Source organism: Bartonella sp. AP72JLCBS (assembly GCF_042195705.1).
Taxonomy (GTDB): Bacteria; Pseudomonadota; Alphaproteobacteria; order Rhizobiales; family Rhizobiaceae; genus Bartonella.
Genome location: NZ_JBHIOU010000013.1, coordinates 1 through 24,153, shown reverse-complemented (window position 1 = coordinate 24,153; position 24,153 = coordinate 1). Strand labels below are relative to the sequence as shown.

The 24,153-nt window shown below is 34.9% G+C and carries 17 protein-coding genes, 1 tRNA gene and 3 pseudogenes; 12 read left to right on the top strand and 9 right to left on the bottom strand.

All coding sequences use genetic code 11. The annotated features are described in order from the left end of the window. Positions 1-89: 89 nt before the first annotated feature. On the bottom strand, positions 90-446 hold the full coding sequence (locus tag ACFILO_RS07485) for a hypothetical protein (RefSeq protein ID WP_375628294.1): 357 nt from the start codon (positions 444-446) through the stop codon (positions 90-92). A gap of 1,995 nt (positions 447-2,441) precedes the next feature. Beyond that, entirely contained in the window at positions 2,442-3,137 is a 696-nt protein-coding gene (locus tag ACFILO_RS07480) for an HAD family hydrolase (protein WP_375620663.1), read from the bottom strand. A gap of 370 nt (positions 3,138-3,507) precedes the next feature. On the opposite strand from ACFILO_RS07480, the gene ACFILO_RS07475 reads away from it, so the two are divergent. Further along, complete coding sequence (locus ACFILO_RS07475; protein WP_375613050.1) at positions 3,508-4,596, top strand: site-specific DNA-methyltransferase; 1,089 nt, start codon at positions 3,508-3,510, stop codon at positions 4,594-4,596. A gap of 754 nt (positions 4,597-5,350) precedes the next feature. Here ACFILO_RS07475 and mutY read toward each other — a convergent pair. Then, positions 5,351-6,409 carry an A/G-specific adenine glycosylase gene (gene mutY, locus ACFILO_RS07470; protein ID WP_375678076.1) on the bottom strand — a complete coding sequence of 353 codons (1,059 nt, stop codon included), beginning with the start codon at positions 6,407-6,409 and terminating at the stop codon, positions 5,351-5,353. A 203-nt stretch (positions 6,410-6,612) separates the two neighbouring features. Between mutY and ACFILO_RS07465 the strand changes: the two genes are divergently transcribed. From ACFILO_RS07465 to ACFILO_RS07445, 5 genes are all read left to right on the top strand, one after another. Further along, the gene (locus ACFILO_RS07465) at positions 6,613-7,113 is read left to right on the top strand and encodes a DUF721 domain-containing protein (RefSeq protein ID WP_375611142.1); all 501 of its coding nucleotides are present in this window, start codon (positions 6,613-6,615) and stop codon (positions 7,111-7,113) included. A gap of 82 nt (positions 7,114-7,195) precedes the next feature. Next, a complete protein-coding gene (locus ACFILO_RS07460) occupies positions 7,196-7,852 on the top strand; it encodes a DsbA family protein (protein ID WP_375611143.1) in 657 nt (218 codons plus the stop codon). Positions 7,853-8,028: 176 nt separating this feature from the next. Beyond that, positions 8,029-10,695 (top strand): pyruvate, phosphate dikinase, encoded by a 2,667-nt coding sequence (ppdK, locus tag ACFILO_RS07455; protein WP_375678075.1) that lies wholly within the window; start codon positions 8,029-8,031, stop codon positions 10,693-10,695. 704 nt (positions 10,696-11,399) lie between these two features. Next, on the top strand, positions 11,400-11,528 hold the full coding sequence (locus tag ACFILO_RS07450; RefSeq protein WP_375678074.1) for a DUF4102 domain-containing protein: 129 nt from the start codon (positions 11,400-11,402) through the stop codon (positions 11,526-11,528). A gap of 637 nt (positions 11,529-12,165) precedes the next feature. Then, positions 12,166-12,336 (top strand): hypothetical protein, encoded by a 171-nt coding sequence (locus ACFILO_RS07445; protein WP_375640278.1) that lies wholly within the window; start codon positions 12,166-12,168, stop codon positions 12,334-12,336. 97 nt (positions 12,337-12,433) lie between these two features. On the opposite strand, the gene ACFILO_RS07440 is transcribed toward ACFILO_RS07445, so the two are convergent. Next, entirely contained in the window at positions 12,434-13,267 is an 834-nt protein-coding gene (locus tag ACFILO_RS07440; RefSeq protein WP_375613011.1) for a peptidoglycan-binding domain-containing protein, read from the bottom strand. Between the two features lie 1,036 nt (positions 13,268-14,303). Between ACFILO_RS07440 and ACFILO_RS07435 the strand changes: the two are divergent. Together ACFILO_RS07435 and ACFILO_RS07430 are read left to right on the top strand one after the other, a co-directional pair. Next, positions 14,304-14,679 (top strand): annotated as a pseudogene (locus tag ACFILO_RS07435) (DUF5330 domain-containing protein). A gap of 108 nt (positions 14,680-14,787) precedes the next feature. After that, positions 14,788-15,198, top strand: coding sequence for a SufE family protein (locus ACFILO_RS07430; RefSeq protein WP_375611146.1), 411 nt, complete (start codon positions 14,788-14,790; stop codon positions 15,196-15,198). A gap of 98 nt (positions 15,199-15,296) precedes the next feature. Here ACFILO_RS07430 and ACFILO_RS07425 read toward each other — a convergent pair whose 3' ends face one another. Next, positions 15,297-15,734, bottom strand: coding sequence for a MucR family transcriptional regulator (locus ACFILO_RS07425; protein ID WP_012754848.1), 438 nt, complete (start codon positions 15,732-15,734; stop codon positions 15,297-15,299). An 855-nt stretch (positions 15,735-16,589) separates the two neighbouring features. On the opposite strand from ACFILO_RS07425, the gene ACFILO_RS07420 reads away from it, so the two are divergent. Continuing rightward, the gene (locus tag ACFILO_RS07420; protein WP_375652317.1) at positions 16,590-18,683 is read left to right on the top strand and encodes a S9 family peptidase; all 2,094 of its coding nucleotides are present in this window, start codon (positions 16,590-16,592) and stop codon (positions 18,681-18,683) included. An 82-nt stretch (positions 18,684-18,765) separates the two neighbouring features. Here ACFILO_RS07420 and ACFILO_RS07415 read toward each other — a convergent pair whose 3' ends face one another. After that, positions 18,766-19,368 carry a superoxide dismutase gene (locus tag ACFILO_RS07415; RefSeq protein ID WP_375628283.1) on the bottom strand — a complete coding sequence of 201 codons (603 nt, stop codon included), beginning with the start codon at positions 19,366-19,368 and terminating at the stop codon, positions 18,766-18,768. A gap of 874 nt (positions 19,369-20,242) precedes the next feature. On the opposite strand from ACFILO_RS07415, the gene ACFILO_RS07410 reads away from it, so the two are divergent. Beyond that, positions 20,243-20,317 (top strand) — tRNA-Gln (locus ACFILO_RS07410). A gap of 82 nt (positions 20,318-20,399) precedes the next feature. Here ACFILO_RS07410 and ACFILO_RS07405 read toward each other — a convergent pair. From ACFILO_RS07405 to ACFILO_RS07395, 3 genes and pseudogenes are all read right to left on the bottom strand, one after another. Next, positions 20,400-21,436, bottom strand: a pseudogene (locus ACFILO_RS07405) (tyrosine-type recombinase/integrase). 2 nt (positions 21,437-21,438) lie between these two features. Next, a complete protein-coding gene (locus ACFILO_RS07400) occupies positions 21,439-21,687 on the bottom strand; it encodes a hypothetical protein (RefSeq protein WP_375678073.1) in 249 nt (82 codons plus the stop codon). Positions 21,688-21,833: 146 nt separating this feature from the next. Next, on the bottom strand, positions 21,834-22,520 hold the full coding sequence (locus tag ACFILO_RS07395) for a phage antirepressor KilAC domain-containing protein (RefSeq protein ID WP_375678082.1): 687 nt from the start codon (positions 22,518-22,520) through the stop codon (positions 21,834-21,836). A gap of 194 nt (positions 22,521-22,714) precedes the next feature. Between ACFILO_RS07395 and ACFILO_RS07390 the strand changes: the two genes are divergently transcribed. Both ACFILO_RS07390 and ACFILO_RS07385 read left to right on the top strand, forming a co-directional pair. After that, on the top strand, positions 22,715-23,881 hold the full coding sequence (locus ACFILO_RS07390; protein ID WP_375678072.1) for a tyrosine-type recombinase/integrase: 1,167 nt from the start codon (positions 22,715-22,717) through the stop codon (positions 23,879-23,881). Positions 23,882-24,091: 210 nt separating this feature from the next. Then, positions 24,092-24,153, top strand: a pseudogene (locus ACFILO_RS07385) (DNA-binding protein); the annotation flags it as partial.

Genomic DNA, 24,153 nt, shown 5'->3' with positions numbered 1-24,153 from the left:
TAGCATAATGAGCTTCATTATGTAATTATTTACAATGAATTATAGCCACATAATAAAGCTATTATTATAGAGTTCTAGACGAGGTTGAATTATTTGAACATCAATACTATGTCCTTTATCCAACTTATTATCGATCCTATAAAGCTCATTACATGTCCAGTAAACAATAGCCCCATTCCTATAGTCATAGGCTCAACGACCTTTTCAAATTTTCCTTCACCTATTGTTCCATGTTCTGTTTGATAATTTACAGACGGAGCATAGAAAGCAGTCGTAGAAACTACATCGGATTTCGCATATTTTACTTGTTCCATTGGGAAAACAGAAAATTCCTCTTTTGGATTATCGTTTTTCAAATAGTTTGCATTAACATTTACAGTTTGTGAAATAAAAAAAGTGCTCGCTATAAAAATGCTTAAAATATAATTTTTAAATATTTTCACCATAACTTTACCTCAAATATTTTTAAGTTATATATGTAATAAATATACATAATGTTTATGTATATCACACTATATACAAGCCATATAGTTCAATATGTATTTTTAGTCAATAATAAAAATACATATAAAAATATAACTATAATTTTTATAAACGTTATTGTAAAAAAGTAACAGTAATAATTACAAATTATATTTTTTAAAAACTTTATACAATATTTTATTATGTGTTATATATAAACTAACATATGGTTATCGTATAATTTTTATAAAATGACATTAATATATTTTTTAAATACATTTATAGATAATAAAATTGATCAAAATTTTTACATATTAAATATATAAAAAATTATTTATTATCGATAGTATAATAGAAAAAATGAAAATTATGATGTGGTTATAAAAATATTATTAACAATTAAAATATGAATGGACACGCTAAAATTTTATTATTTATAGTATTTATTATAGATAGTCATTATTGTAGAATGTGTGTTCTATAGATATTATTAAATTATTATTCAATGGTTATTTAATTGCATCGTGATAGCAGAATAATAATTCTTACTTTACTATTAAATATATACATTTATCTTATAGATAATAATATGTTATAGATACTAAAAAATGTACAATTTTCTCATAGTGTAAAGTAGAGTTCCAAATTGGATAGAGATAAATGATATTATCTTTTTATCGCCAATGTGAACAGCATATTACTATGATGCAAGGCAGTGTATAGAAGAATATAATTTAGACATATTTATGAGTGCCAAAAGATCAGCATTGGATAATATTTTTCAATATTTTCTTCTTTCCAAACTGAAAAGCCGCTTTTATTTTTAGAAAGTGGATTACTTTTGAAAAGATCTGATTTCATTGCTTATTTAAAAAGGCTATTAAGTGCTTTCGGAAAATTTTAAGCAACTATTGGTATCTCTGTCGCTTGTTTAACATGATTATATGTTTCATATTTATGTGCTTTTTTAAAGAAACCGTTCTCAAGGTACTCAAGCCTATTTTGCAATGATAGATATGATGATAAAGCCCCCATAATATAAAATTCTTAGGGCATCAGAATTTTTGACGTTTATAAAGAAGAAAGATGGCATTGCCATACACTTTTCTCGCTCCTAATGTTGCTACAATTTTTGCCTTTTGAGATGATTCATTAAAAGGCATTTTTATTTCTTTATTTATTTAATTCAACATATCCAGATTTGAAATGAGAGAATCTTACAATATTCGGTTTTTTTGCTTAATTTGAATAATGATAAATTATGATTATAAATCAATATATTGTCTGTAAATTACTTGGTATGAAATGTTTTTTATAAAATGCACATCTTCATAAGAGTGTATTCTTTTTGTTTTTTGTAATCTTAGGGAGGTTGTACCAATTGATGCTGTTAAAATACTATTTAAGCAGCAAAGTAAATAAGCCTTCAACAAGTTTATGAGATTTGGATTGAGTAAATATAAGCCTTTGTAACTCAACAAGGACGCATTTGTCATTTTCAATAAAGTCTTGTGTTCCATAGATTCCGCGAATTTTAATATTTTTTCCATGATCAATATGCACATCCCTTACAATTTTACCATAGTGTGTGTTTTTTTGATCAGATGAAAGAGGTTAGCAATTTTCACATCTTATCGAGCAAGGCATCGTAATATTTCTTTTTTGACAAATATAATAATTTATCAGGATGAGCTGCTGTGGTTGGGAGTGGGATATTGGATTTGAGATAGATAAGCAGGGTTTAATTTTTATGAGTTTGCACCCCTGTTTTTTGCTTTTTTTTAAGTACGTGCAATGGTTAACAGACTTATGATCTCAATGAGGTGCTATATTTTTCCTTCACATTGAGATGCAATTCACCCGTGTCGTGAATTGCGCATTTATTGAAGTTATTATAAAAGGAGCAGCGAGAAGAGCAGGACATTTGAATAAAAATGCTTCTTACAAGAGTTTACAAATTGATATATTCAAGAGATTTTTTATAATAGATCTCGCCATACTGCCATTGCTTCTAAGACTTCTCCTAAATGAGCATGTTTTGCAATAACTGTTTCTGCACCAGCTTCTGCAAGTGCATTAGAGTGGCCAAGATAGCTATGTGATCCTCCCGTAAAGCCGATGACACGCATGCCTGCTGCTATGGCTGCGTGTACACCATGAAGTGAATCTTCTATAACGATAGTGTTTTGGGGCTCTGCCTGTAATTGTTGTGCGGCAAAAAGGAAAACATCAGGGGCCGGTTTCGTTCTTTTTGTTCCAACTTCAGGTGCTGAAAATATTTTACCTTCAAAAAGGTCATAGAGATCAACCGTGGTGAGCATCTCTTTTATATCTACGCTTTTTGCATTAGAGCAGATACAGTAGGGATAGCGTGTTTGGATAATTTCTACAGCTTCTCTTACATCATCAATAGCCCGTAATTTAGTTTTTATTTGTGTACGAAAAATATTAGTCATTTGATCTATGAGATGAGCAGAAATAGGTTTTTCTGTTTCCTGTTCAACGTGTTTAAGAATATCGCGAAAGATAAGCCCTGCAAAACGCTCACTCAATTCTTCGGGTGATATTTCATATCCTGTTTGTTTGAGCAATTGAGATCCAATTTTTGCTGCAAGATATTCAGAGTCGACGAGAACTCCGTCACAATCAAAAATAATAAGATCTATCTGAGGCATAAGATATTCCTTTACATGTTACGAGATGGACAACTTTCATGAAAACGATATTGAGAAGATCTTATTTCATAAAAATACGCTTTGAAAATGATTCTTAATTCTTTTACGAAATAAAAGATATGGGAACAGTACATTGAAAAAAAGAAAATTAAGGTTTCATTCATATGAAAGTTTTTTTACTAAAAAAACAAAAACAATTATCAATTTTGTAGAACTTTAACGATACGTTTACGCTATTTTGTAAATATAGATTGGTAATGCGGGCCTATAAACTATTTTGGTTGATTATAGGGCAAATTCAGTTAATTTTGTTGGGTTTTTCATGACAGTTATTCAGCTTCAAAAAGATTTCCTTCGTACTCCCTCACAAATGCCATGGCGCAATAAAATTTTTAAAGGAGATTGTGTTTCCGTTTTAGAAAAACTTCCAAAACATTCTGTTGATATGATTTTTGCGGATCCACCCTATAATTTGCAATTGGATGGAGCTTTATACCGTCCAGATCATTCGCTTGTTGATGCGGTTGATGATGCATGGGATCAGTTTGAGAGTTTTGCTGCTTATGATGCTTTTACTCGTGCATGGTTGCTTGCTTGTCGTCGTGTATTAAAACCCAACGGAACACTTTGGGTTATCGGATCTTACCATAATATTTTTCGGGTTGGGACGGCATTACAAGATTTAGGTTTTTGGATGCTTAATGATATTATTTGGCGCAAGAATAATCCGATGCCTAATTTTCGAGGGCGCCGTTTTCAAAATGCTCATGAGACGCTTATTTGGGCCGTGCGAGATCAAAAAGATAAAAAGTACACATTTAATTATGATGCCTTAAAAGCGGCAAATGAAGATCTACAAATGCGTTCAGATTGGCTTTTCCCTCTCTGCACTGGAGCTGAACGTTTAAAGGATGATTCGGGGCGTAAATTACATCCAACACAAAAACCGCAAGCGTTATTAGCGCGTATTATTATGGCTTCTAGTAAACCTGGTGATGTTATTCTCGATCCGTTTTTTGGTTCGGGAACAACAGGTGCTGTTGCCAAGCTTTTAGGGCGTGATTTTGTTGGGATTGAACGCGAGCAAGATTACATCGATGCAGCATGTGAGAGAATTGCGGCGGTTCAACCTTTAGCGCAACCAGAACTAGCGATTTTGGATAGAAAAAAAGCAGAACCACGCGTAGCATTCAACAGTTTGCTTGAAGCAGGTTTACTCTATCCTGGAGAAGTTCTGTATGATCGTAAGAAGCAAGTATCTGCTATTGTAAGAGCTGATGGTACGATTATGCATGGTGGTGAAGCGGGCTCAATTCACGCAATGGGAAGAAAGGCTCAAGATTCGCAGAGTTGTAATGGTTGGACCTTTTGGTATTATGAGGAAAATGGACGGTTGAAGTCCATAGATCATTTAAGAATGATCATACGTTCACAAATGTTAAAAACGGGTGTTTTATGAACTAAGCTGATCGCTTCATTCTATTGACCACCAATATACCTGATCTTGATTGAGATGGACGTGAGGGTGTTTTAGCCTTTCTTAGATGTTTTTTATTGACACACTAAATCTCGCTTGTAAGCGACAAGCGAGTATTTTATGCTTCTTTTAGAAGAAATTAAAATGAGAAATTTTCACTCTATGTTCTCATTTTAGTTCCAAAACAGTAAAATTTCAATATAAGCTTATAAAAATGAAATATCAGAATTAAAAGGTTCATTCAGAAGTTCAAAATTAAGTGCTTTTTTGAATACGTACATCTGTAAAGTGCATATAATATATTGATTATAAAGATAATTTAGCGCAACTCATATCGAATTGCCCTCGGAATATCGTCAAGTTTTCTTATTTCAAATTTGTTCCATATTGAATCGATGAAAATTACTTTCTTGCATGTCATAAACGGGGTTGGCGTGTGAATAAAAATTGTTAACGAAAGAACTAAAAGTACCTCTTATAATCCGTTTCACGTACCAAGGGATGTTGAGGGGGCTGGTAAATATAACGATGGTGCTAACTTGCTCCTTCATAAGCGAAAAAAGGATAGAACCTGAAATTTAAATTTAAGATTTTTAAGCTTTTCTATCCCTCCTTAATTCTTATCTGTAGAAAAAATTGGTTATTTCATTTTTTAAATTTTTCTTTTACAGATTAATAAATAATCGCTAGAGATACAAAAGTCTCTGTTAGAAAACATTTTTATGAATAGGGAAGGTTATTTAAATCTGAAAGAATTGGGAAGTGCTACGGAAATGGCTTTTTTCATAACAGTAGGTAATGCTTCTTCGGTAAGATGTTGAATGTTACACCACCAACCATTTTCACAATTCATTTCATGAACATCTTCGGTATAGTAAACATCGAGTTTTAGAGAAAAGTGAGTAAAAACATGTGTAATTTGTCCCTTGAATTGCCAATTGGCAGTAAAGGGTGCGTTTTGGAGCCCATTTTCGTTGTTTATGCCAATATTGTTAGGAATTTGGGTCATTCCACCAAGGAGCTTTTGCGTCTGTCGTTTTTCCAAATAAATTTGTCTCTTTTTATTAAGGACCACAAAAGCAATACCTGTTTTTGAAGGGCGTTCTTTTTTAGGGGCTTTAACTGGAAAAGACTCCGGTTGTTGCATCTTTTCTGCTTTGCATAAACATTGAAGAGGGCAGGTATAACAAGATGGTTTGCGTGGAGTACAAATTGTTGCTCCCAAATCCATCATTGCTTGAGCAAAGTCACCAGGACGATTTAAAGCAGTAATTTTTTGTGTTTTTTCTTTAATTTCACCTTTTGCTTTTTGCAATATTGAAGTGATAGCAAAAAGTCGCGCTACCACACGTTCGACATTACCATCAACCACTGCTACAGGGTGGTTAAAAGCAATCGCAGCAATGGCTGCGGCAGTATAATCTCCAATACCGGCTAGAGTTCGCAATTCTTTTACAGATTGTGGAAATTGTCCCGCGTAGTTTTCAACAAGCTGTTGCGCACATTTTTTAAGATTACGTGCGCGTGAATAATAACCAAGTCCAGCCCATGCTTTCATGATATCATCTTGGGAGGCTTTTGCTAAAGAGGAAAGATCAGGCCATAGTTTTAGAAACTTTTTAAAATAAGGCTTAACTGTTTCAACGGTTGTTTGTTGAAGCATGATTTCAGAAAGCCAAACTTGATAGGGATCAGGACGGATACCTTGTTTTTGCTTTTCGGGGGTAATCCGCCATGGAAGATGTCTGTGATTTTGATCGTACCAAGCAAGGAGGTGCGAAGAAATTTCATACATGATTGCTTTCAAGCATAGGGAGATATAAAATGCAAAAGAAAAAATTATTTATTTTGTAATTCATGTTTTTTGCTCTTTTATTGTCAAGGCTCTGGTGAGAAAAGGCTTTTTATTTTGTTGATATTTCATAAATTGAGGAGGCAACAATTTTTAGATGAAACAAATGATTTTAATTTAGTAAGCGGTTGAACAATGATCTAAAAATGAGAAAACAACTTAAAAAACGTATCTTTTATTCTCTTTCTGAGGCGGTATACAAAATACTTGATCCAGTTTTACGCAAACGGACAGGGCTTAATGTAGCGCTTATAGAACATTGGCCACAGATTGCGGGCTATGATATCAGTGAACATACAATGCCGCTTAAAATTATTTGGAAACGTCGTGCAGATCAAGATGAAGTTTTTCAGCCAGCAACACTTGTTGTCGCATGTGAAGGATTTGCTGCGTTAAAATTGATGCATGAAACAGAGGAATTACTTCATAGAATTAACGGATTTTTTGGCTACATTGCTATTGATCGCATCAAGATTGAGCAAAGGAGTATGTCGGTTTTTATGAATCACTTGCCTCTAAAACCGCCTTTGAGTGAACAAGACAAAAAATACGTGGAAAAAATGCTTGAAGGAATTGAAGATAAAAGTTTGCACCAAGCACTTTATCAACTTGGCTGTTGCATTTTTTTGGAAAAAAATAATAAATAGAAAGATATTTTATATATTTTTCTTTAATATATGAGAAAGCATAGGATTCCTATTCGTTAATAACAACAGAAAAGTATTATTTATGGTAAAATATCGTTCTTTTTTATCTTTCGGGATAATTTTTCTCTTCATAACGATTGTACAAAACAGTGTAACAGTTGCTTTAGCGCGTGATCCCAAATCAGTGGCGACTGTTGATATGGCAGAGCTTCTCCAATCGGGTAAAGTAAAGGATCGCTTTGAGGGAGAGGCGGATGCACCAGTCGTCATTGTTGAGTATGCTTCGTTGACATGTACCCATTGTGCGCATTTTTATAATGATATACTTCCCCAAATTCGTAAAAAATATATCAAAACAGGAAAAGTAAAACTTATTTTCCGAGAATATGCTTTTGATCCTCGGGCAACAGCAGGTTTTATGTTGGCACGGTGTGCACCGGAAGATCGCTATTTTCCTTTGATAGAAGTTTTATTTCAAAAACAAAATGAATGGGCTTTCGGAAAAAATGCTCTAACACCATTGAAGAAAATTGGCTTAATGGCTGGTTTTACAGATGAAAGTTTTACTGCGTGTTTGAAAAATCAGTCCATTTTAGATGAAGTAAATGCATCTTTTGAACGCGGTAAAGAGCTTGGTGTCACAGCAACACCTACTTTCTTTATTAATGGTAGTAAATATGAAGGTGCCATGAAAGTAGAAGAATTTTTTTCGGTGATTGATAGTTTTCTTAAAAACTGAATCTTAATCTTCCAGAAGATGGATAGTGATACTTTTGGCCATTATCTCCTTTGGAAGGATTAATATTATGCATTTATGAAGCGATATTGTTTTTGAGCCAATTTTGATCAAATCATTGCTTTTAAGTGAGCCTCGGTTGAATGATGTTTTGATGCTGATATGGGAGGATTTGTACAGTGAAAAAATGGGTTTATAGTTTTGGAGATGGAAAGGCAGAAGGAAGTGCAAGTGAGCGTAACCTTCTCGGAGGTAAAGGGGCTAATTTGGCAGAAATGAGTAATCTTGGTTTGCCCGTACCGCCAGGATTTACGCTGACAACAGAAGTTTGTAATTTTTATTACGCCCATGACAAATCATATCCAGAAGAGCTACAGGAATCTGTTAAGCAAGCACTAAGATACGTTGCTGAACAAACAGGACGTGAATTTGGGAGTGAGCAAAAGCCACTTTTGCTGTCTGTTCGTTCAGGGGCTAGGGCTTCTATGCCAGGGATGATGGATACAGTGCTTAACCTTGGCATGAATGATGAGACTGTAAAAGCCATTGCTTTACAAGCCAATAATGAACGTTTTGCTTATGATAGTTATCGGCGTTTTATCCAAATGTATTCTAACGTTGTTTTGGGGCTAGACCATTCGTATTTTGAAGAGATTCTTGATGAAGCAAAGGCATGCAATGGTTACACTATTGATACAGAAATGACAGCAGATGATTGGAAGAATGTTATTATTTCTTATAAAGCCTATGTTGAAGAAAAATTAGGAACCCCTTTTCCACAAGATCCTGAACAACAGTTATGGGGGGCAATTGGAGCCGTTTTTTCAAGTTGGATGACAGCACGTGCAGTTACTTATCGCCGTTTACATAGCATTCCTGAAAGTTGGGGAACGGCAGTTAATGTGCAAGCTATGGTTTTTGGTAACATGGGAGAAGATTCGGCAACAGGTGTTGCTTTTACACGCAATCCATCGACAGGGAAAAAAGAACTTTATGGTGAATTTTTAGTTAATGCGCAAGGGGAAGATGTTGTGGCGGGCATTCGAACGCCTCAAAATATTACAGAAAGTGCGCGTATTGTTGCTGGTTCAAATAGACCGTCGTTAGAAAAAATTATGCCTGAGGCTTTTTTGAAATTATGTCAGATTGCGCAGAAGCTTGAGCAGCATTATCGGGATATGCAAGATCTCGAATTTACCATTGAAAAAGGTAAATTATGGATGCTTCAGACTCGTTCAGGAAAACGCACGGCTCGTGCGGCTCTCAAGACGGCAATTGAAATGGTTGAGGAGGGGTTAATAAACCGTGAAGAGGCTGTGATGCGTATTGATGCAAAGTCGCTGGACCAACTTTTGCATCCAACACTTGATCCTAAAGCAGAACGTTTTGTTATAGGACGTGGTTTACCTGCTTCTCCTGGAGCCGCAACTGGTGAAATTGTTTTTACTTCAGAAGAGGCAGAAACTGTGTCGGCGGAAGGTCGCAAAGTTATTTTGGTCCGGGTAGAAACAAGCCCAGAAGATATTCATGGTATGCATGCTGCAGAAGGAATTTTAACAACGCGTGGCGGTATGACAAGTCACGCTGCTGTTGTTGCGCGGGGGATGGGAAAACCATGTATTTCTGGTGCTGGCAGTGTGCGGATTGATTATAACACAAATACATTGTTTGCCTCAGGAGAAAGCCTAAAAAAAGGTGATGTTATCACAATTGATGGTGGAAGTGGAGAAATTTTCAAAGGGAAAGTTGCAATGTTGCAGCCTCAGCTTTGCGGAGACTTTGCAAAATTAATGGAATGGGCTGATGGGATGCGACGTATAAGAGTTCGCGCTAATGCTGATACACCATCTGATGCCCGTATGGGGCGCTCTTTTGGGGCTGAAGGTATAGGTCTTTGCCGTACGGAGCATATGTTTTTTTCTGATGAACGTATCGTTGCCATGCGTGAAATGATTTTAAGTCATGATGAAAGTGGTCGTCGTAAAGCACTAGATAAGCTTTTGCCAATGCAGCGTTCAGATTTTAGTGAATTATTTGAAATTATGTGTGGTTTACCTGTTACTATCCGCTTGCTAGATCCACCATTACATGAATTTTTGCCTAAAACGAAAGCAGAAATTCTTGATGTTGCAACAGCTATGGGTGTTTCTGCTGAAGTGCTTGCTGAACGCACTCAGCAGTTGCACGAATTTAATCCTATGCTTGGATTACGAGGATGCCGTTTAGCTATTACTTATCCTGAAATTGCAGAAATGCAAGCGCGGGCGATTTTTGAAGCAGCAGCAGAAGCTGCCCAAAAATCTGGATCTCCTGTTATGCTTGAAATTATGGTGCCACTGGTTGCGCTTAAATCTGAACTCGATTTTGTGAAAGCGCGTATTGATCAGGTTGCTGAGGAAGTGATGAAAGAAAAGGGAAGCACTATTCAATATATGGTTGGGACGATGATTGAACTTCCAAGAGCGGCGCTTCGAGCAGATGAAATTGCTGAAACTGCTGAATTTTTTTCATTTGGAACAAACGATTTGACACAAACTACTTTTGGGATTTCCCGTGATGATGCAGCTCCTTTTTTGGCAACCTATTTTCAAAAAGGTCTTTTAGAGCAAGATCCTTTTGTGTCTATTGACCGTGATGGAGTAGGGGAACTTATTACCATTGCTGCACAGCGTGGACGCTCAAAGCGTGCAAAAATAAAATTGGGAATTTGCGGTGAACATGGAGGCGATCCTGCCTCTATTGCTTTATGCGAAGAAAATAACCTGGATTATGTTTCGTGTTCTCCTTTTCGAGTGCCAATTGCTCGTTTAGCAGCAGCTCAGGCCGCAATAGCAAAAAGGATGTAATGGGTTAATATTTTTTGTTGTATCGTTATTACTGAAATAAATTTTTATATATTCTTTTATTTTCTTTAATAAAGGGAATAAAAATGCTTCTAAAATGCACGATAAGTTGTGTTACGCGTTAGAGGTTTATGAGAGAAAATATAAAGCACAGGATAGACAAAGATGTATTATTAATGCACTTTTTATTGGCGAACCTCTTGATAGAGAGAAACGTGTTATTGTGCAGTCAATTTACGCGTTTGCTTTTTTATAGGGGAATGAGCTCCTCACGCAAAGTAGAATGCTGCAAACAAATGCATTTTTTTTGCGCATCATGCTGTTTGAGATAGACATTTCTCAGTGATGCCCCATTTCACATTGATATTCGTGGAATGGGGATTATGTAAAACTCCCCGTAAGTTTATAAAAATCTTCCCAAAATTTATAAACTCCATTATGCACTCCCATCTTTACATTTATAAAGGAATATCAAAGTTACACAATCTATTGATTTATAAAGATAATTTTTTATTTCTCATATTGAATGAAAGCTGTAAATATCATAAGATCTTCTTATTTCGACTTCTTTTATAATGAATCAATCAAAACCATGTTTTTTGTATGTTACAGGCGGGATGAGCGTCTGTAGGTAAAAAAATAAAGCAAGGATATGCCTCTTATGAAACGTCTCAAGTAAGAGCTATCACAAATTGAAGGTAGGTACAGTGTGTAATGGTGCCGGCTTGCTTCTTCACAAGCGTAAAGATGATGCGCGGCGCGTGCAATGGTACTACTATTATTATTCATGGGCGTTGTTGCGAAGTGGTTTTGGGTGCTTTAGAGATGTTTTTTAAGAAAGCCCGTGAATGGCAATCCAAGTATATTCCGTTTGGGACATTTTGTTTTAGGTGAGGGGGAGTGAGACCAAAAAAACATGTGATAAAGTAAGAGCATGAGGCAATAGGTAATTTCCGTTATTTTAAAGATATTGCTTTAGATGTCTTTGAAAGGCGTAAAGCTGAATTAAAAGGAAATGGCAAAGATGAAAAATGGTGTTTACCTTAAAATTTCATATTTTTCCCAAATTAGGCTGTTTTCCTGTTTTAAGAGATTATACAAACAGAGATGCGCAATATTCTTGCCTCCATTTGGCATATAAAAGCTATAACAGCTGAGAGAAGTACTAAACTGTCTTAACATTTTTTTCAAACATACTGCTGCGGTAAGTTTGGATGTTGATTTATAGACAATACTAAACGCACACGCTCTCTTAAGAAGACAATGTCATAAAACACATAACTTTCCAGCAATAGATTAGAGAGAAGGCCGGTTTTTTATCAGACACTTTGCAAAACAACAACCATAACACAATTAGCTTTACGTCTACTTATCCTTACAGGTGTTTGCACAAATTCTTTGCATCATATTTATAAAGATCAAATTGACGATAATATATGGACAATTCGTGGTTCGATAATATGAAAGGTTTACGTGATACTACAAAAATTTCGTGTCCTTTTATCATCAGAGGCAATAAAAATGCTAGAACAAGCGCGTTTGCTATTTTGCAATATTCTTTTTTCTGCAATCGGTTGTGGTTTTTTTGAAGCAAATTATACGGCTCAATATGTAATGTGTAAGAAAACCATTCTGATTGATTGAAAATAAGAGGGCTTGAGATGAAGGAATGTTTGAGGGGAGCATTAAACAAACGAAAGATGAATTATCATTATAAATTAAGAGATTATTATGATTAGATTCAATTTAATAAACCAATTTCACGCATTTTCATTAAAATTGTGTGATTAATTTTACCTGTTACAGGAAGATCAAATATTTTTTGAAACTGTTTTAAGGCTTCTATCGTCTTTTGATCTTCTATTCCTGTGACAATAACCTCCTCATTCCCAAAAATATGTAAAGCTTTTTGCACTTGTATAATATCTTCAACAGAAGGCTCTAAAATAGCTTCTTTTAAGTGTGTCATATTTTTTGTATTGTTTGTTTCTATTTCGCTTTGCTTAATTAATATCGCGATTTCATCTGCTGCGGGATTAGATAGAACATTCTTTTGCATTCTCTGAGCAGTTTGCTGTTTCCATAAAGTGATGGCTCGGCGTGTTTTAGGTCCTTCCAGTCCATCTAATGGTCCATCATAAAGTCCTAATTTTGCTAGTTCTTTTTGCTTTTCCAGCATGCTTGCTGATTGAGAGGGTAAAGGTGAATTTGTGTGCTTATGGCTTTGAGAATGTACAGAAGTTACACGGGAGAGTTCTTGTGATTTTTCTTCTTTTTCCGATAAAGTAGAGCTCTTACCTATACTTTGAACAGAGGAAAATTTCATTTGAGTTAAAATATTTTGATGCGTTGTCATTTGCGAAAATAAAGCATTAAATGAAATAAATAAAAAACTAATGCTAAAAAGAAAAGATCCAACAAAAAATAAAGTATTTTTTCGTGTATAGAAATAAAGAGTTTTTGCACTCCAAAAAATAAAATGAAAAATTATAAGAAGAAGTGTTATAACAATACTACTATAGTATTTACGGTGTTTTACAGTTTTTTTTCGGTAGGTCTTTCGTTTTGTTGCCATTACTTTTATTTTCAGTTGCGTTTATTTTTTACAAAGAAACAAATATAAATTAGGAAACGAATATGAATCAGTTTTTACTTCCAGCCAGAGAGAAGTGCATTGACATTATTGATTTTTCCTTTCAAACTCCTAAAATGAGCGGCTTCATTATATCAATTTATAAGTTGATAAATCAACAAGAGTTCTTATCAACGTTTATTCATTTTATTTTATACAAATCTTTAATGTGTATAAAGAGAGCACCAAATGATTAGCATTCAAGATCATTTTGGTGTTTGCAAACTGCATTATCACATATAATTATCTAAACAATAATGCCACGTTATTCTTCATTTTGGGGCATATGTTTGCCTATTATTTAAAATAAAATTGAAAATATTTGCCTATAACGCTAAAAAGATGACAATCATTATCTATTCTTTATAATTTACATATAGATGGTTACTTATCCATAAACGGTTTGGTAATAATAATTATCTCTTAATATTATTATATTTTGGTATAAATTCCTTCTATTAAGTATTAATTAAATTGATGTTTACAATGTTATAGAAAAAACTGGCTTGAGATGTAATCATAAGAGATGCAGTTATTTTTTGATGTTTTTATTGACAGGTTGACTATTTTCATAACATTCCAGTAAAAATTTTATAGATAATATAAATATTTTATCGACACTAGAGTCAGAATAACAGAGTTTACTCTTTTTAGCTTTTTCAACTAAGCTAAGATGGTGGACTATTATTTAAAATAATTATGTACACAACACGATTATCTCTCTCATTTTTTATCATAGTATGTTCATTAACATGACCAGCTTGTAAGTGTATAATTTTGATGTTAATTTTTTACTGAATAGACAATGTATCCATTTTATACAGCGGAATTGTGCCATATTTATAAAAAAGCCAATGATATAGATCCAATACATGAATACTCAATTTTATAAAAAGCACATTTTATAAATTGTTTATAAAGCAACAGTGTATAAAATGCTTCTTTTATTGTATTTACCACTGCGGTACATTGATTGTCCATGATACGTTTTTTAATCAAATTATCATTTTTTTTATTTTTTATTTTTGTCATTATTTCATTTTTTGTAGCAGATCCAAGCAGTAACCATTCTTCTAGCCCCCAAAATAATGAGACAACAACGAGCGATGTGATTGTTGCTTTTAAGGAAGCCTTAAATGACTTAGGCGCATTTTGTGACCGTAATATAAAAACCTGCAAAGTAGGAAAATCCTTTTTAAGTTCACTTGGTGAGCGCGCATATTACGGTGCAAGAGCTGCTTATGAATATTTAGGGAACATATTAGGAAACAAAAATGATATCAGAGACTTCCCCTAATGTTTCTTACAAAATCGAAATACAAGAGTTCTTACAAAACCATGCAATGTTATCTTGAAATAAGGATTTTTAACGTTCTTCGTGTTATTTATGTTAGGAAGAATAAATATTTATTTTTTATAAGTGTATTCAAGAATGATTATTCAAACGAAACAGGACTAAAATAATGGCGGAAACAATCGGTAATATTATAGAGAACTTTTCGCTTTTGGATAATTGGGAAGATCGTTATCGTTATGTCATCGAGCTTGGCTATGAATTGCCACCTTTTCCAGAAAGCGCTCGAAACGATGCTCACAAAGTTCCTGGTTGTGTTAGCCAAGTGTGGCTTCTATCTTCACGTAATAACTCAAAAGATCCAATATTGACGTTTCAAGGTGATTCCGATGCTCATATTGTGCGTGGACTCATTTACATACTTCTTGCTTTTTATTCAGGCAAAAAAGCTTCTGAAATTCGCAATTCTGATGCTCAAGAGCTCTTTGAAAAACTTGGTTTAAATGAAAATCTTACACCACAACGATCAAATGGTTTGAAATCAATGATTAAACGGATTCGTAACGAAAGCTATATGTAATCCCCTTGGTAGAAATTGCTATATATACAAAAGCTTCACACAAAACATGTATACTAAAATCAACTTTATGCACGAAACCATTTTTTCGCAAAATAAGATTATTTAGTTTTTTTCCGTTTGCTTTTGCGTCCAAGCCCCATTTCTTTGGCCAAAGCCGATCGTGTTTTTGCATAATTAGGCGCCACCATAGGGTAAGAACTATCTAACTGCCATTTTTCACGATATTCCTCTGGCAACATTCCATAATGTGTCATGAGATGACGCTTTAGAGATTTAAACTTCTTTCCATCTTCAAGGCAAATGAGATAATCAGGAAATACTGAACGCTTCGGATTAACGGCAGGCCTTTGTTTTTCAACTTCGACTTCTGTTAACTCTAGATTCCCTGCTTTACGAAAAGCAGCATGGACATCAGCAATTAAACTTGGCACTTCAGTCGGTCGAATAGAATTATTACTCACGTAGGCAGCAACAATATCAGCAACCAATGTAATAACTAAATTGCTTTCAGTCTCTAAGACTGCACGATGTTCCATTCTTGTTTCCTTTAATTTAAAATTGAGTAATTCAAAATCGAGATATAGTGCATATACTCATGATATAAAGATCTCATGCACATGAGTTTCATATTGTACAAAAATCTTTTTTGTCAATTCAATTATTCTATAAAATTGCCAAAACACAAAAAAATCAAATAAATACCTATTTTTTGTCATAATATACAATAAGAAAAACGAAATTATTACATGCTAAAATATATTTTTACCCTATAACATATCATACATAATATATAATACATCACAAATATAAAAAAATATATGATAAAATTTATTTATTTTTTTTGAGAACGTAAAAATAAAATTACTAATTGTAAAAATATAATATATAAATTATTATATTTTGTTTTGAATACTTATAGTTTAGTAAGTTTATGTTTAATAAGTTTTAAATTTGTTTTTATTATTTATATTTATAAAATTTAATAATAAAAAACATGATATATTATAAATATGACATAATAGTATTATTTGTAATATAAAACTATTCATTAAAAGGAGATAGGACATTTTTATTTTTTATACAGTAATAATAATATTTTAGATATATTTATTCCTTTCTGTAAAATTATGCGATTATACTGTTTCAAAAAAAATCAATTCTTTTTCTAATAGTTTAATTGTTTTACCAGTCACTTTCATTATAAAAGTGGTGTTATATCCCTAGAAAACAATAGCTGTGATATGTAATGAACAGAAAGGTATTAGTTTTAAAAATTATCATGGTGCTATTTTTGCAAGTGAATAGAACTTATAGATTTTTACACTTGCATCAATCATTGTGATTCTAACATATAAACGAAGCTATTAACATATTTTAATATAGGATTGTGTATGACTCGCACTTTTGCAATTCCTCCCAAAGCATCTAGAATCACTCATAAGGAAATATATCATGGTATTTTTCGTGATGATCCCTATCATTGGCTACGTGCGTCTAACTGGCAAGATGTTTTTAAAGATCCTAACTGTCTTGATCCCAATATTCGACATTATCTTGAAAAAGAAAATGCTTATCAATCAGCTCAAATGGCTGATACAAAACCATTACGAGATTTGCTTTTTACCGAAATGAAAAACAGGATCCAAGAGAATGATAGTTCTGTTCCTATAAAACATGGTGCTTTTGCTTACGGATTCTCTTATGTTACCGGAGGCCAACAACCACATTATTTTCGGACACCAAGGAATGGCGGAGAAAAAAACGTGTACCTTAATGGTGATGTCCTAGCAGAAGGCAAAGAATATTTCAAATTTGGTTCAGTTCAAGAATCTCCTGACCATACACATGTGGTATGGACCTATGATGACAAAGGATCAGAATTCTATACAGCTAAAATTCGTAATTTTGAGACATTGTCTGACTGTATGGATACAATTACTGATACATCTGGTCAAATTGTATGGGATGCTAGATCTGAAGGTTTTTTCTATACTAAGATGGATAAAAACCACCGACCTTCAGAGCTCTATTATCATCAATTAAACACAGATCAATCACAAGATAAGCTTATTTTTCGTGAAGACAATCCAGGTTTTTTCTTAGATGTAAGCGGTTCTAAGCTTCATGATGTTATTTATATTAATATTCATGATCATGAAACATCCGAGATCTGGTTAATTCCTGCTGAGGCGCCTTTTACTGTTCCCCAATGTGTACGGAAACGACAAAAAGGTATTGAATATTCACTTACAGAGGGTGGTGATGTCTTTTATATTCTAACCAATTTAGATAATGCAAAAGATTTCAAAATTATGGTAGCGCCATATACATCTCCACAATCAGAAAATTGGTCTGAGTTTATCCCACATCAGCTTGGGTGCCTAATATTATCCCATGATGCTTATCAAGATTTTCTTGTCTGGATCGAACGTTTTGAGGGGCTTCCACGTATAAAAGTAATGGAACGTACCACTAAACAAGTTAATTCCATTGCTTTTACTGAAGAGGCTTATTCTTTAGGTCTGCAAGGAGTTGCAGAATATAACAGTCCAACTATTCGTTTTTCCTATTCGTCTATGACAACACCTGATCAAGTGTTTGATTATGAGATGAAAAATTGTAAACGAATGCTTTTAAAAACGCAAATAATTCCCTCTGGGCATAATAAAGATGCATATGTAACACGACGTATTACAGCAATAGCAGACGATGGTGAGAAGATTCCTATTTCACTTTTTTATCACAAAAATACTCCCCTTGATGGTGGTGCGCCTTGTCTGCTTTACGGTTATGGTGCTTATGGGATCTCTATACCTGCCAGTTTCAATAGTAATGTACTTTCTCTAGTAAACAGAGGTTTTATTTACGCTATTGCTCATATTCGCGGAGGAAAAGAAAAGGGAGTAGAATGGTATGAGAAAGGAAAACATCTCTTTAAGCACAATACATTTACAGATTTTATTGCTTGTGGGCGTTACCTTGTAAACAATAAATTCACTTCTCACGACCGGCTGATTGCTCATGGTGGTTCAGCAGGGGGGATGTTGATGGGAGCCATTGCCAATATAGCTCCACAGGATTTTGCTGGGATCGTAGCAAATGTGCCTTTTGTTGATGTCTTAGCGACAATGTTAGATGCTTCATTGCCACTCACTCCTCCAGAATGGGCCGAATGGGGGAATCCTCTTGAATCAGAAGAAGATTATAAGCTTATTGCTTCCTATTCCCCTTACGATAATGTCAAAGCTCAAAACTATCCCCCTATACTTGTGATGGCAGGATTAACAGATCCTCGTGTAACTTACTGGGAGCCTGCAAAATGGGTGGCAAAATTACGAGACCTAAAAACAGACGATAATGCAATTTTATTACGTATTAATATGGATTCAGGGCACGCTGGTGCAGCTGGACGTTTTTCAAAGCTAGAAGAAGTTGCCTATATCTATGCATATATTCTAAAGATAGCAGGAAAAGACTTTTGCTAATCCATAATATTTTGGTATGAAAGTCTCCGATAATTTATTGGATTATAGGGACTTTCATACACTAAAAAATTATTGAGACAGTTTAAAATTCACATTCTTCATAAAGTTTCAAAACATAGTCCCAATTAATTAAATGGTCTACAAAGGCTTCGAGGTACTTCGGTCGAGTATTGCGATAATCAATGTAATAGGAATGTTCCCACACATCGACACCCAAAATAGGGTGAGCATTGTGAATTAAGGGATTTTCGCCATTAGGCGTTTTCATAATTTCAAGCTTGCCATCTTTAACAGCAACCCACGCCCATCCAGAACCAAATTGGGCACTAGCAGCAGCAATAAAATCAGCGCGGAATTTGTCGTAACCACCTAGATCAGCGTCAATAGCTTTTGCTAACTTTTCAGGAAGTTTTTGGCCACCACCATTTTTTTTCATCCAAAGCCAAAAGTGGTTATGATTGTAATACTGCGCTGCATTATTAAACAAACCAATATTTTTTCCAAAACTTTTTTTAACAATATCTTCAAGGCTTTCATTTTCTAAGCCTAACTCTTTCACAAAATTATTGGTGTTGGTAAGATAAGCGAGGTGATGCTTATCATGATGATATTCAAGCGTTTCGCGTGACATATAAGGCGAAAGGGCATCGTAATCATAAGGCAACGGGGGCAATTCAAAAGCCATTTAAAAATCTCCTCGATTCTAATTGTTAAGCTTATTTCATAAGCCTAATTTGCCATTTACCGCATTTAAAAGCAAATGTTGAATACCTAGTTTGTATGAAATAGTTTTAATGTCTCTCTTTTTGTAAAAGAAGCTTTTAGGAAATGTATATTCATCAATCAAAAAGGGTATTGGTCTACATAAAGATTGCTTCTGAAGATTTTTTACATCTATGAGCGGGTAATAAATATCATTATCTTTTGAATAAAAAGTAAATGGAAATAGCGATTATTCCTTGTTTTGGTATCTCTATTTTTTCAAATACCATATAAAATGTTTTTAATTTTTGCAAAACTTTTCCAGTTTATTGGTGTATCATAATGTTTTCAACAGAATATTAAGTGTTATTTTTAGGAAATATTTTTCAATGTGCTTGATTTCATTTTATGGAGCTACCCATGAATAATATAATGTAAAAATTAGTGGACATTACCATCTTTATGCTTAATGCAAGAGCACAGCAGCACTATCATACACTTACCGGTTGCCAATGTGGTGACAGCTTTTTTCTTAAATTGAGAAAGATGGGATTTTAATATATCAAGAAAAGTAAATCATATGCAAATTTATTAGATACATGAGTAAACTGCAAGATTTTCATTTTATGTTCCTAGAAAATCAATACAAAGAGCAAAATAATTGATGGATAAATGGTTCCTGCTTATGTTAAAATCGCAACTGTATATCAGTTTCTGCTACGAATTTGTATTGATGGCAATGCCATACAAGACTCAGAAATTTTATGATAAAAAAGTAAGGTCTTTGATTTTCAAATATTGCGTTCAATCACAGGAATCGCTATAAGGTGCAGGAGTCGCTATAAAGCGTGTTTTTTTGGGGTATAGCCAAGCGGTAAGGCACCGGTTTTTGGTACCGGCATTCCCTGGTTCGAATCCAGGTACCCCAGCCAATATTTAATTAAATCAATAGGTTATATAAAAGTTCGGGAATTTTGATTCCGTTGATTCTTTTAACTTATTTTCCACCTATCCCTAACTTTTTTGAAGTTTTTTGATTGCTTCTATTGCAAGTCGTTTTCTATTGGCTGTTTTGGTATAAAGGGATGCCATTTTATCTTCTGTCCAGCCAAAAAGCGCTTTCATTTGCGAAACTGTCGCACCAGCATTTGCTGCACGTGTTGCTGCTAATTTTCGCAATCCATGCGCTGATTTTTTAATACCTGCTGCATTACAAGCTTTACGAAACAGATTACCAAAACTTTCTTTGGTCAGTTTTTTACCTTCTTTACCGCAGATAAATGTTTCATCTCCAATAGGTCAAATTTTAAGTGTTTCTGCGAGTTCTGGCAAAATCGGGAGAAAAACATCTGTTTTAAATTGGCTCTTTTCTGTTTTGAGATAAATGATATTATCTTTGACGTCTTTCCAGCCGATACGAACGGCATCACCACGACGCAAGCCTGTATAAAGAAGAACATCAATCCAGACGCGTTCATGTGTACCATGTGACCAACGGTGATAATATTTGTCTATGTCCTCTTCTAGCCATGGCAGCAATCCCCCACTGTTTAAAGATTTTGGTGCTTTTATATTAAAGGCAGGATTTCTATTTAAAAGGGCATTATCAACCGCCCAATTAAAGAGACCGTTTAAAGAGGTCAAAAAATGTTTTGCCGCCGCGGGGGTCTCTCGCCTTCTGTCTACGGCTTCAAGAATGTGTTGTTTGTTTATGCTTTTATATGCACGATCACCGATATGTTTAGAAACATTATTCAGAATTCGATATTTAATTTTTTAGTAGATTCTGATTGATTATGCCATTGCATGCTTTGTAAATACTGATGCAACAACCAATCGAAAGACCCTTCTGTGAGTCTGGTACGCCTCTTTGTTTTGGAAGAGCCGTTTTGAGCTTGTTTAATAGCCAGCGTATAATTGTCAACAAACTCTTGCGTTCCATAGGTTCCTTCAATCCGAAACCGTGGTCCATGACCAATACGTACATACCATATAACTTTACCATGGCGTGTACGTTCACGAACAAGATGCGGTGGACGGCGTTTTGGCATGGCTAAAACTTTATACCGTCGACAGAGGGGCAGCGTTTGCTGGTCTCGTAGTCTTCTTGCTCGTTTTCAAGTGGTGGAAAATCGTCAATGCTATAAGTATTATCTGTCGTTGTTGGTGTTATGGTTTTATTGATATGAATTAATAATTCCCCTGTAGGTTTGATTTCTATGAGTTCACATCCTTGTTTTTTAGCTTCTCTTAAAGCACGAGCAATAGCTGGTTGCGTGATAGTAGGTGGGCGGTGTGGCATGTTTATTCCCCTTCATTGAGATGTAATTCCCCCGTGGCGTGAATCACGCTGGTGTTTAAAAGTTGGTTTTTCGGTGTTAGAAACGGCTTATAGAGATACTATAAGATTAGTAGTTCGTATTTCTTTTCCATTATTGCATTCCTTAATTAATGCATGCTTTGTCTTTTAAGCTCTTGAGACAGCACACCAATTCCTTTTGCTGTGACTTTTGCGCAAGGAATGACCTTTTCTATTCCACTTGCGGTTTGAAGTGTGATGGTTGGACAATCCATAAGTTGCTTTTGGATTTTGTCTTGATAAGGAAGCAAATTTCCACTTGCTGCTCGTCTGTAAACCCAACCTTTTTGCTGTAAGAAGAGAATGAACTGTTTTGGTTGCATCTCGAGTATTTTAGCGGCTTCTGTAAGACTGAAGAGTCCATTATGACGCTGTAAGCTTTCAAGAGCCATTGCCTTTGGTTTAAGGGTACTCACTTCACTTTTTAAAGTCTCTAATTGTGTGACGCTTTCTAAAAGCAGTTTTTTCACAAAGAGAGGGTCTTCTAACGCGTTTGCAAGGTCTAAAGGTTTCTTTGCACGCCGTTCACATTCAATAAAATATTGACGGGCTTGTTTACCTTTTTCATTACGCTCTACCATGGAAAGTTCTTTTGCCATTTCCAAAGTGAGATGGTAATTAATTGCGATAACAGCTCTAGATTTTGCGCTCGCCAAATTTGGTGACCGCAAATCTTGTGTTTTTATAAAATCTTGTCCTTCTATAAAATTGTATCTGGTAATACGGTCCTTAATCCAATTGGAAAAGTCACGTTTTGCCTCTAAGAATGCATGCAGATCACGTGCATTTACTGTTCAAGATATTGATTTATAATGATAATTCACTGTTTTGCATATTGAATGAGAGGACTGAATATAGTAAGATTTTCTTATTCTAAACCCTCTCAGATTGAATCAATTCATATCACTTGCTTGCACGTCAAAAGCGGGGCTGGTGTGTGGGTAAAATTTATACAAGAAAGGACTAAAAAATGGTTCTTATGAATCGTCTTAACGCAAGGGCTGTCGCAACATTGGGAGCTGGCAAATATAATGATGGTGCCGGCTTGATCCTCCATAAGCGTAAAGATGGTGGTGCTCAATGGCTTTATCGTTATACCATTCACGGTCGGCGCCGTGAAATGGGCTTGGGCGCCTTAAGACATGTCTCTTTAAAAAAAGCCCGTGAATTGGCAAACCAATGGCGTGCTGTTTTACATGAGGGTCGTGACCCCATTAAAGAACGCGATAAACAAAAGCGTGAGGCAATGCGTAATCTTCATTATTTAAAAAACATTGCTTTAGATGCTTTTGAAAGCCGTAAAGCTGAATTAAAAAGAGATGGTAAAGCTTGTGATTGGTTTTTACCATTACGCCTTCATATTCTCCCTAAATTGGGCTGTCTGCCCGTTTCAGAGATTACACAAACAGAGATACGCAATACCCTTGCTCCTATCTGGCATACAAAAGCTGCAATAGCAGAGAAAGCACTAAATCGTCTTAATCTTTGTCTCAAACATGCGGCTGCATTAGGGTTAGATGTTGATTTACAAGCAACAGAAAAAGCACGCGCGCTCTTAGGTAAACAACGTCATAAAACCACTAATAGACCTGCAATGGATTGGAAAGATGTCCCCGCCTTTTATCAGTTACTCTGTAAAACACAAAACATAACACAACTGGCTTTGCGCTTGCTTATCCTGACAGGCGTTCGTACCAACCCTTTGCGTCATATTCGTGAAGATCAGATTGAAGATGATGTATGGACTATTCCTGCTGAGAATATGAAAGGTTTGCGTGACGCTACAACAGAATTTCGCGTACCTCTATCATCTGAAGCGCTAAAAGTGATTAAACAAGCCCGTTGTATTTCCAAAAGTAATTTCATTCTGTCTTTTTCCGGTCGTGCTCCCCTTGCTGAGAATTGTATGGCAAAATATATGAGAGACAATAAACTTGAAGCCTGCCCGCATGGTTTTCGTTCTAGTTTACGCAATTGGCTCGCTGAAACAACCGATGCTCCCTATGAGGTTGCTGAAACTATTCTAAGTCATACAGTTGGCGGCAAAGTAGAGCGTGCCTATCGTCGCACTGACTATCTAGAACAGCGCCGTGTCTATATGGATAAATGGGCGGCATATGTCACGGGTCAATCTTAAGATATGGGGTGAATAACCCCATGATCTGTGGATAACTTTAGCTCTCTTCTCTCTCATTCTCTCTCAATAAGACTCATAACGTATCACATCAGAAATTGTATAATAAAATATTGTTTTCTATGAATAAAACATCTTTCTAAATGAACCAAAATGTGGTTAATAAATAGTTATGATTTGTTACCATTTTTTTACTTTTGAAAGGATTTTAGTATGACAGAAAATGATATTCTTTTGACAGACCGTGAAAGTGCAAAATTGCTTCATATGAGTGT

Coding starts and splice junctions, on each gene's coding strand:
- ACFILO_RS07485 (WP_375628294.1), bottom strand. CDS start 446: ATGGTGAAAATATTTAAAAATTATATTTTAAGCATTTTTATAGCGAGC.
- ACFILO_RS07480 (WP_375620663.1), bottom strand. CDS start 3,137: ATGCCTCAGATAGATCTTATTATTTTTGATTGTGACGGAGTTCTCGTC.
- ACFILO_RS07475 (WP_375613050.1), top strand. CDS start 3,508: ATGCCATGGCGCAATAAAATTTTTAAAGGAGATTGTGTTTCCGTTTTA.
- mutY (WP_375678076.1), bottom strand. CDS start 6,409: ATGTATGAAATTTCTTCGCACCTCCTTGCTTGGTACGATCAAAATCAC.
- ACFILO_RS07465 (WP_375611142.1), top strand. CDS start 6,613: ATGAGAAAACAACTTAAAAAACGTATCTTTTATTCTCTTTCTGAGGCG.
- ACFILO_RS07460 (WP_375611143.1), top strand. CDS start 7,196: ATGGTAAAATATCGTTCTTTTTTATCTTTCGGGATAATTTTTCTCTTC.
- ACFILO_RS07440 (WP_375613011.1), bottom strand. CDS start 13,267: ATGGCAACAAAACGAAAGACCTACCGAAAAAAAACTGTAAAACACCGT.
- ACFILO_RS07430 (WP_375611146.1), top strand. CDS start 14,788: ATGGCGGAAACAATCGGTAATATTATAGAGAACTTTTCGCTTTTGGAT.
- ACFILO_RS07425 (WP_012754848.1), bottom strand. CDS start 15,734: ATGGAACATCGTGCAGTCTTAGAGACTGAAAGCAATTTAGTTATTACA.
- ACFILO_RS07420 (WP_375652317.1), top strand. CDS start 16,590: ATGACTCGCACTTTTGCAATTCCTCCCAAAGCATCTAGAATCACTCAT.
- ACFILO_RS07415 (WP_375628283.1), bottom strand. CDS start 19,368: ATGGCTTTTGAATTGCCCCCGTTGCCTTATGATTACGATGCCCTTTCG.
- ACFILO_RS07400 (WP_375678073.1), bottom strand. CDS start 21,687: ATGCCACACCGCCCACCTACTATCACGCAACCAGCTATTGCTCGTGCT.
- ACFILO_RS07390 (WP_375678072.1), top strand. CDS start 22,715: ATGGTTCTTATGAATCGTCTTAACGCAAGGGCTGTCGCAACATTGGGA.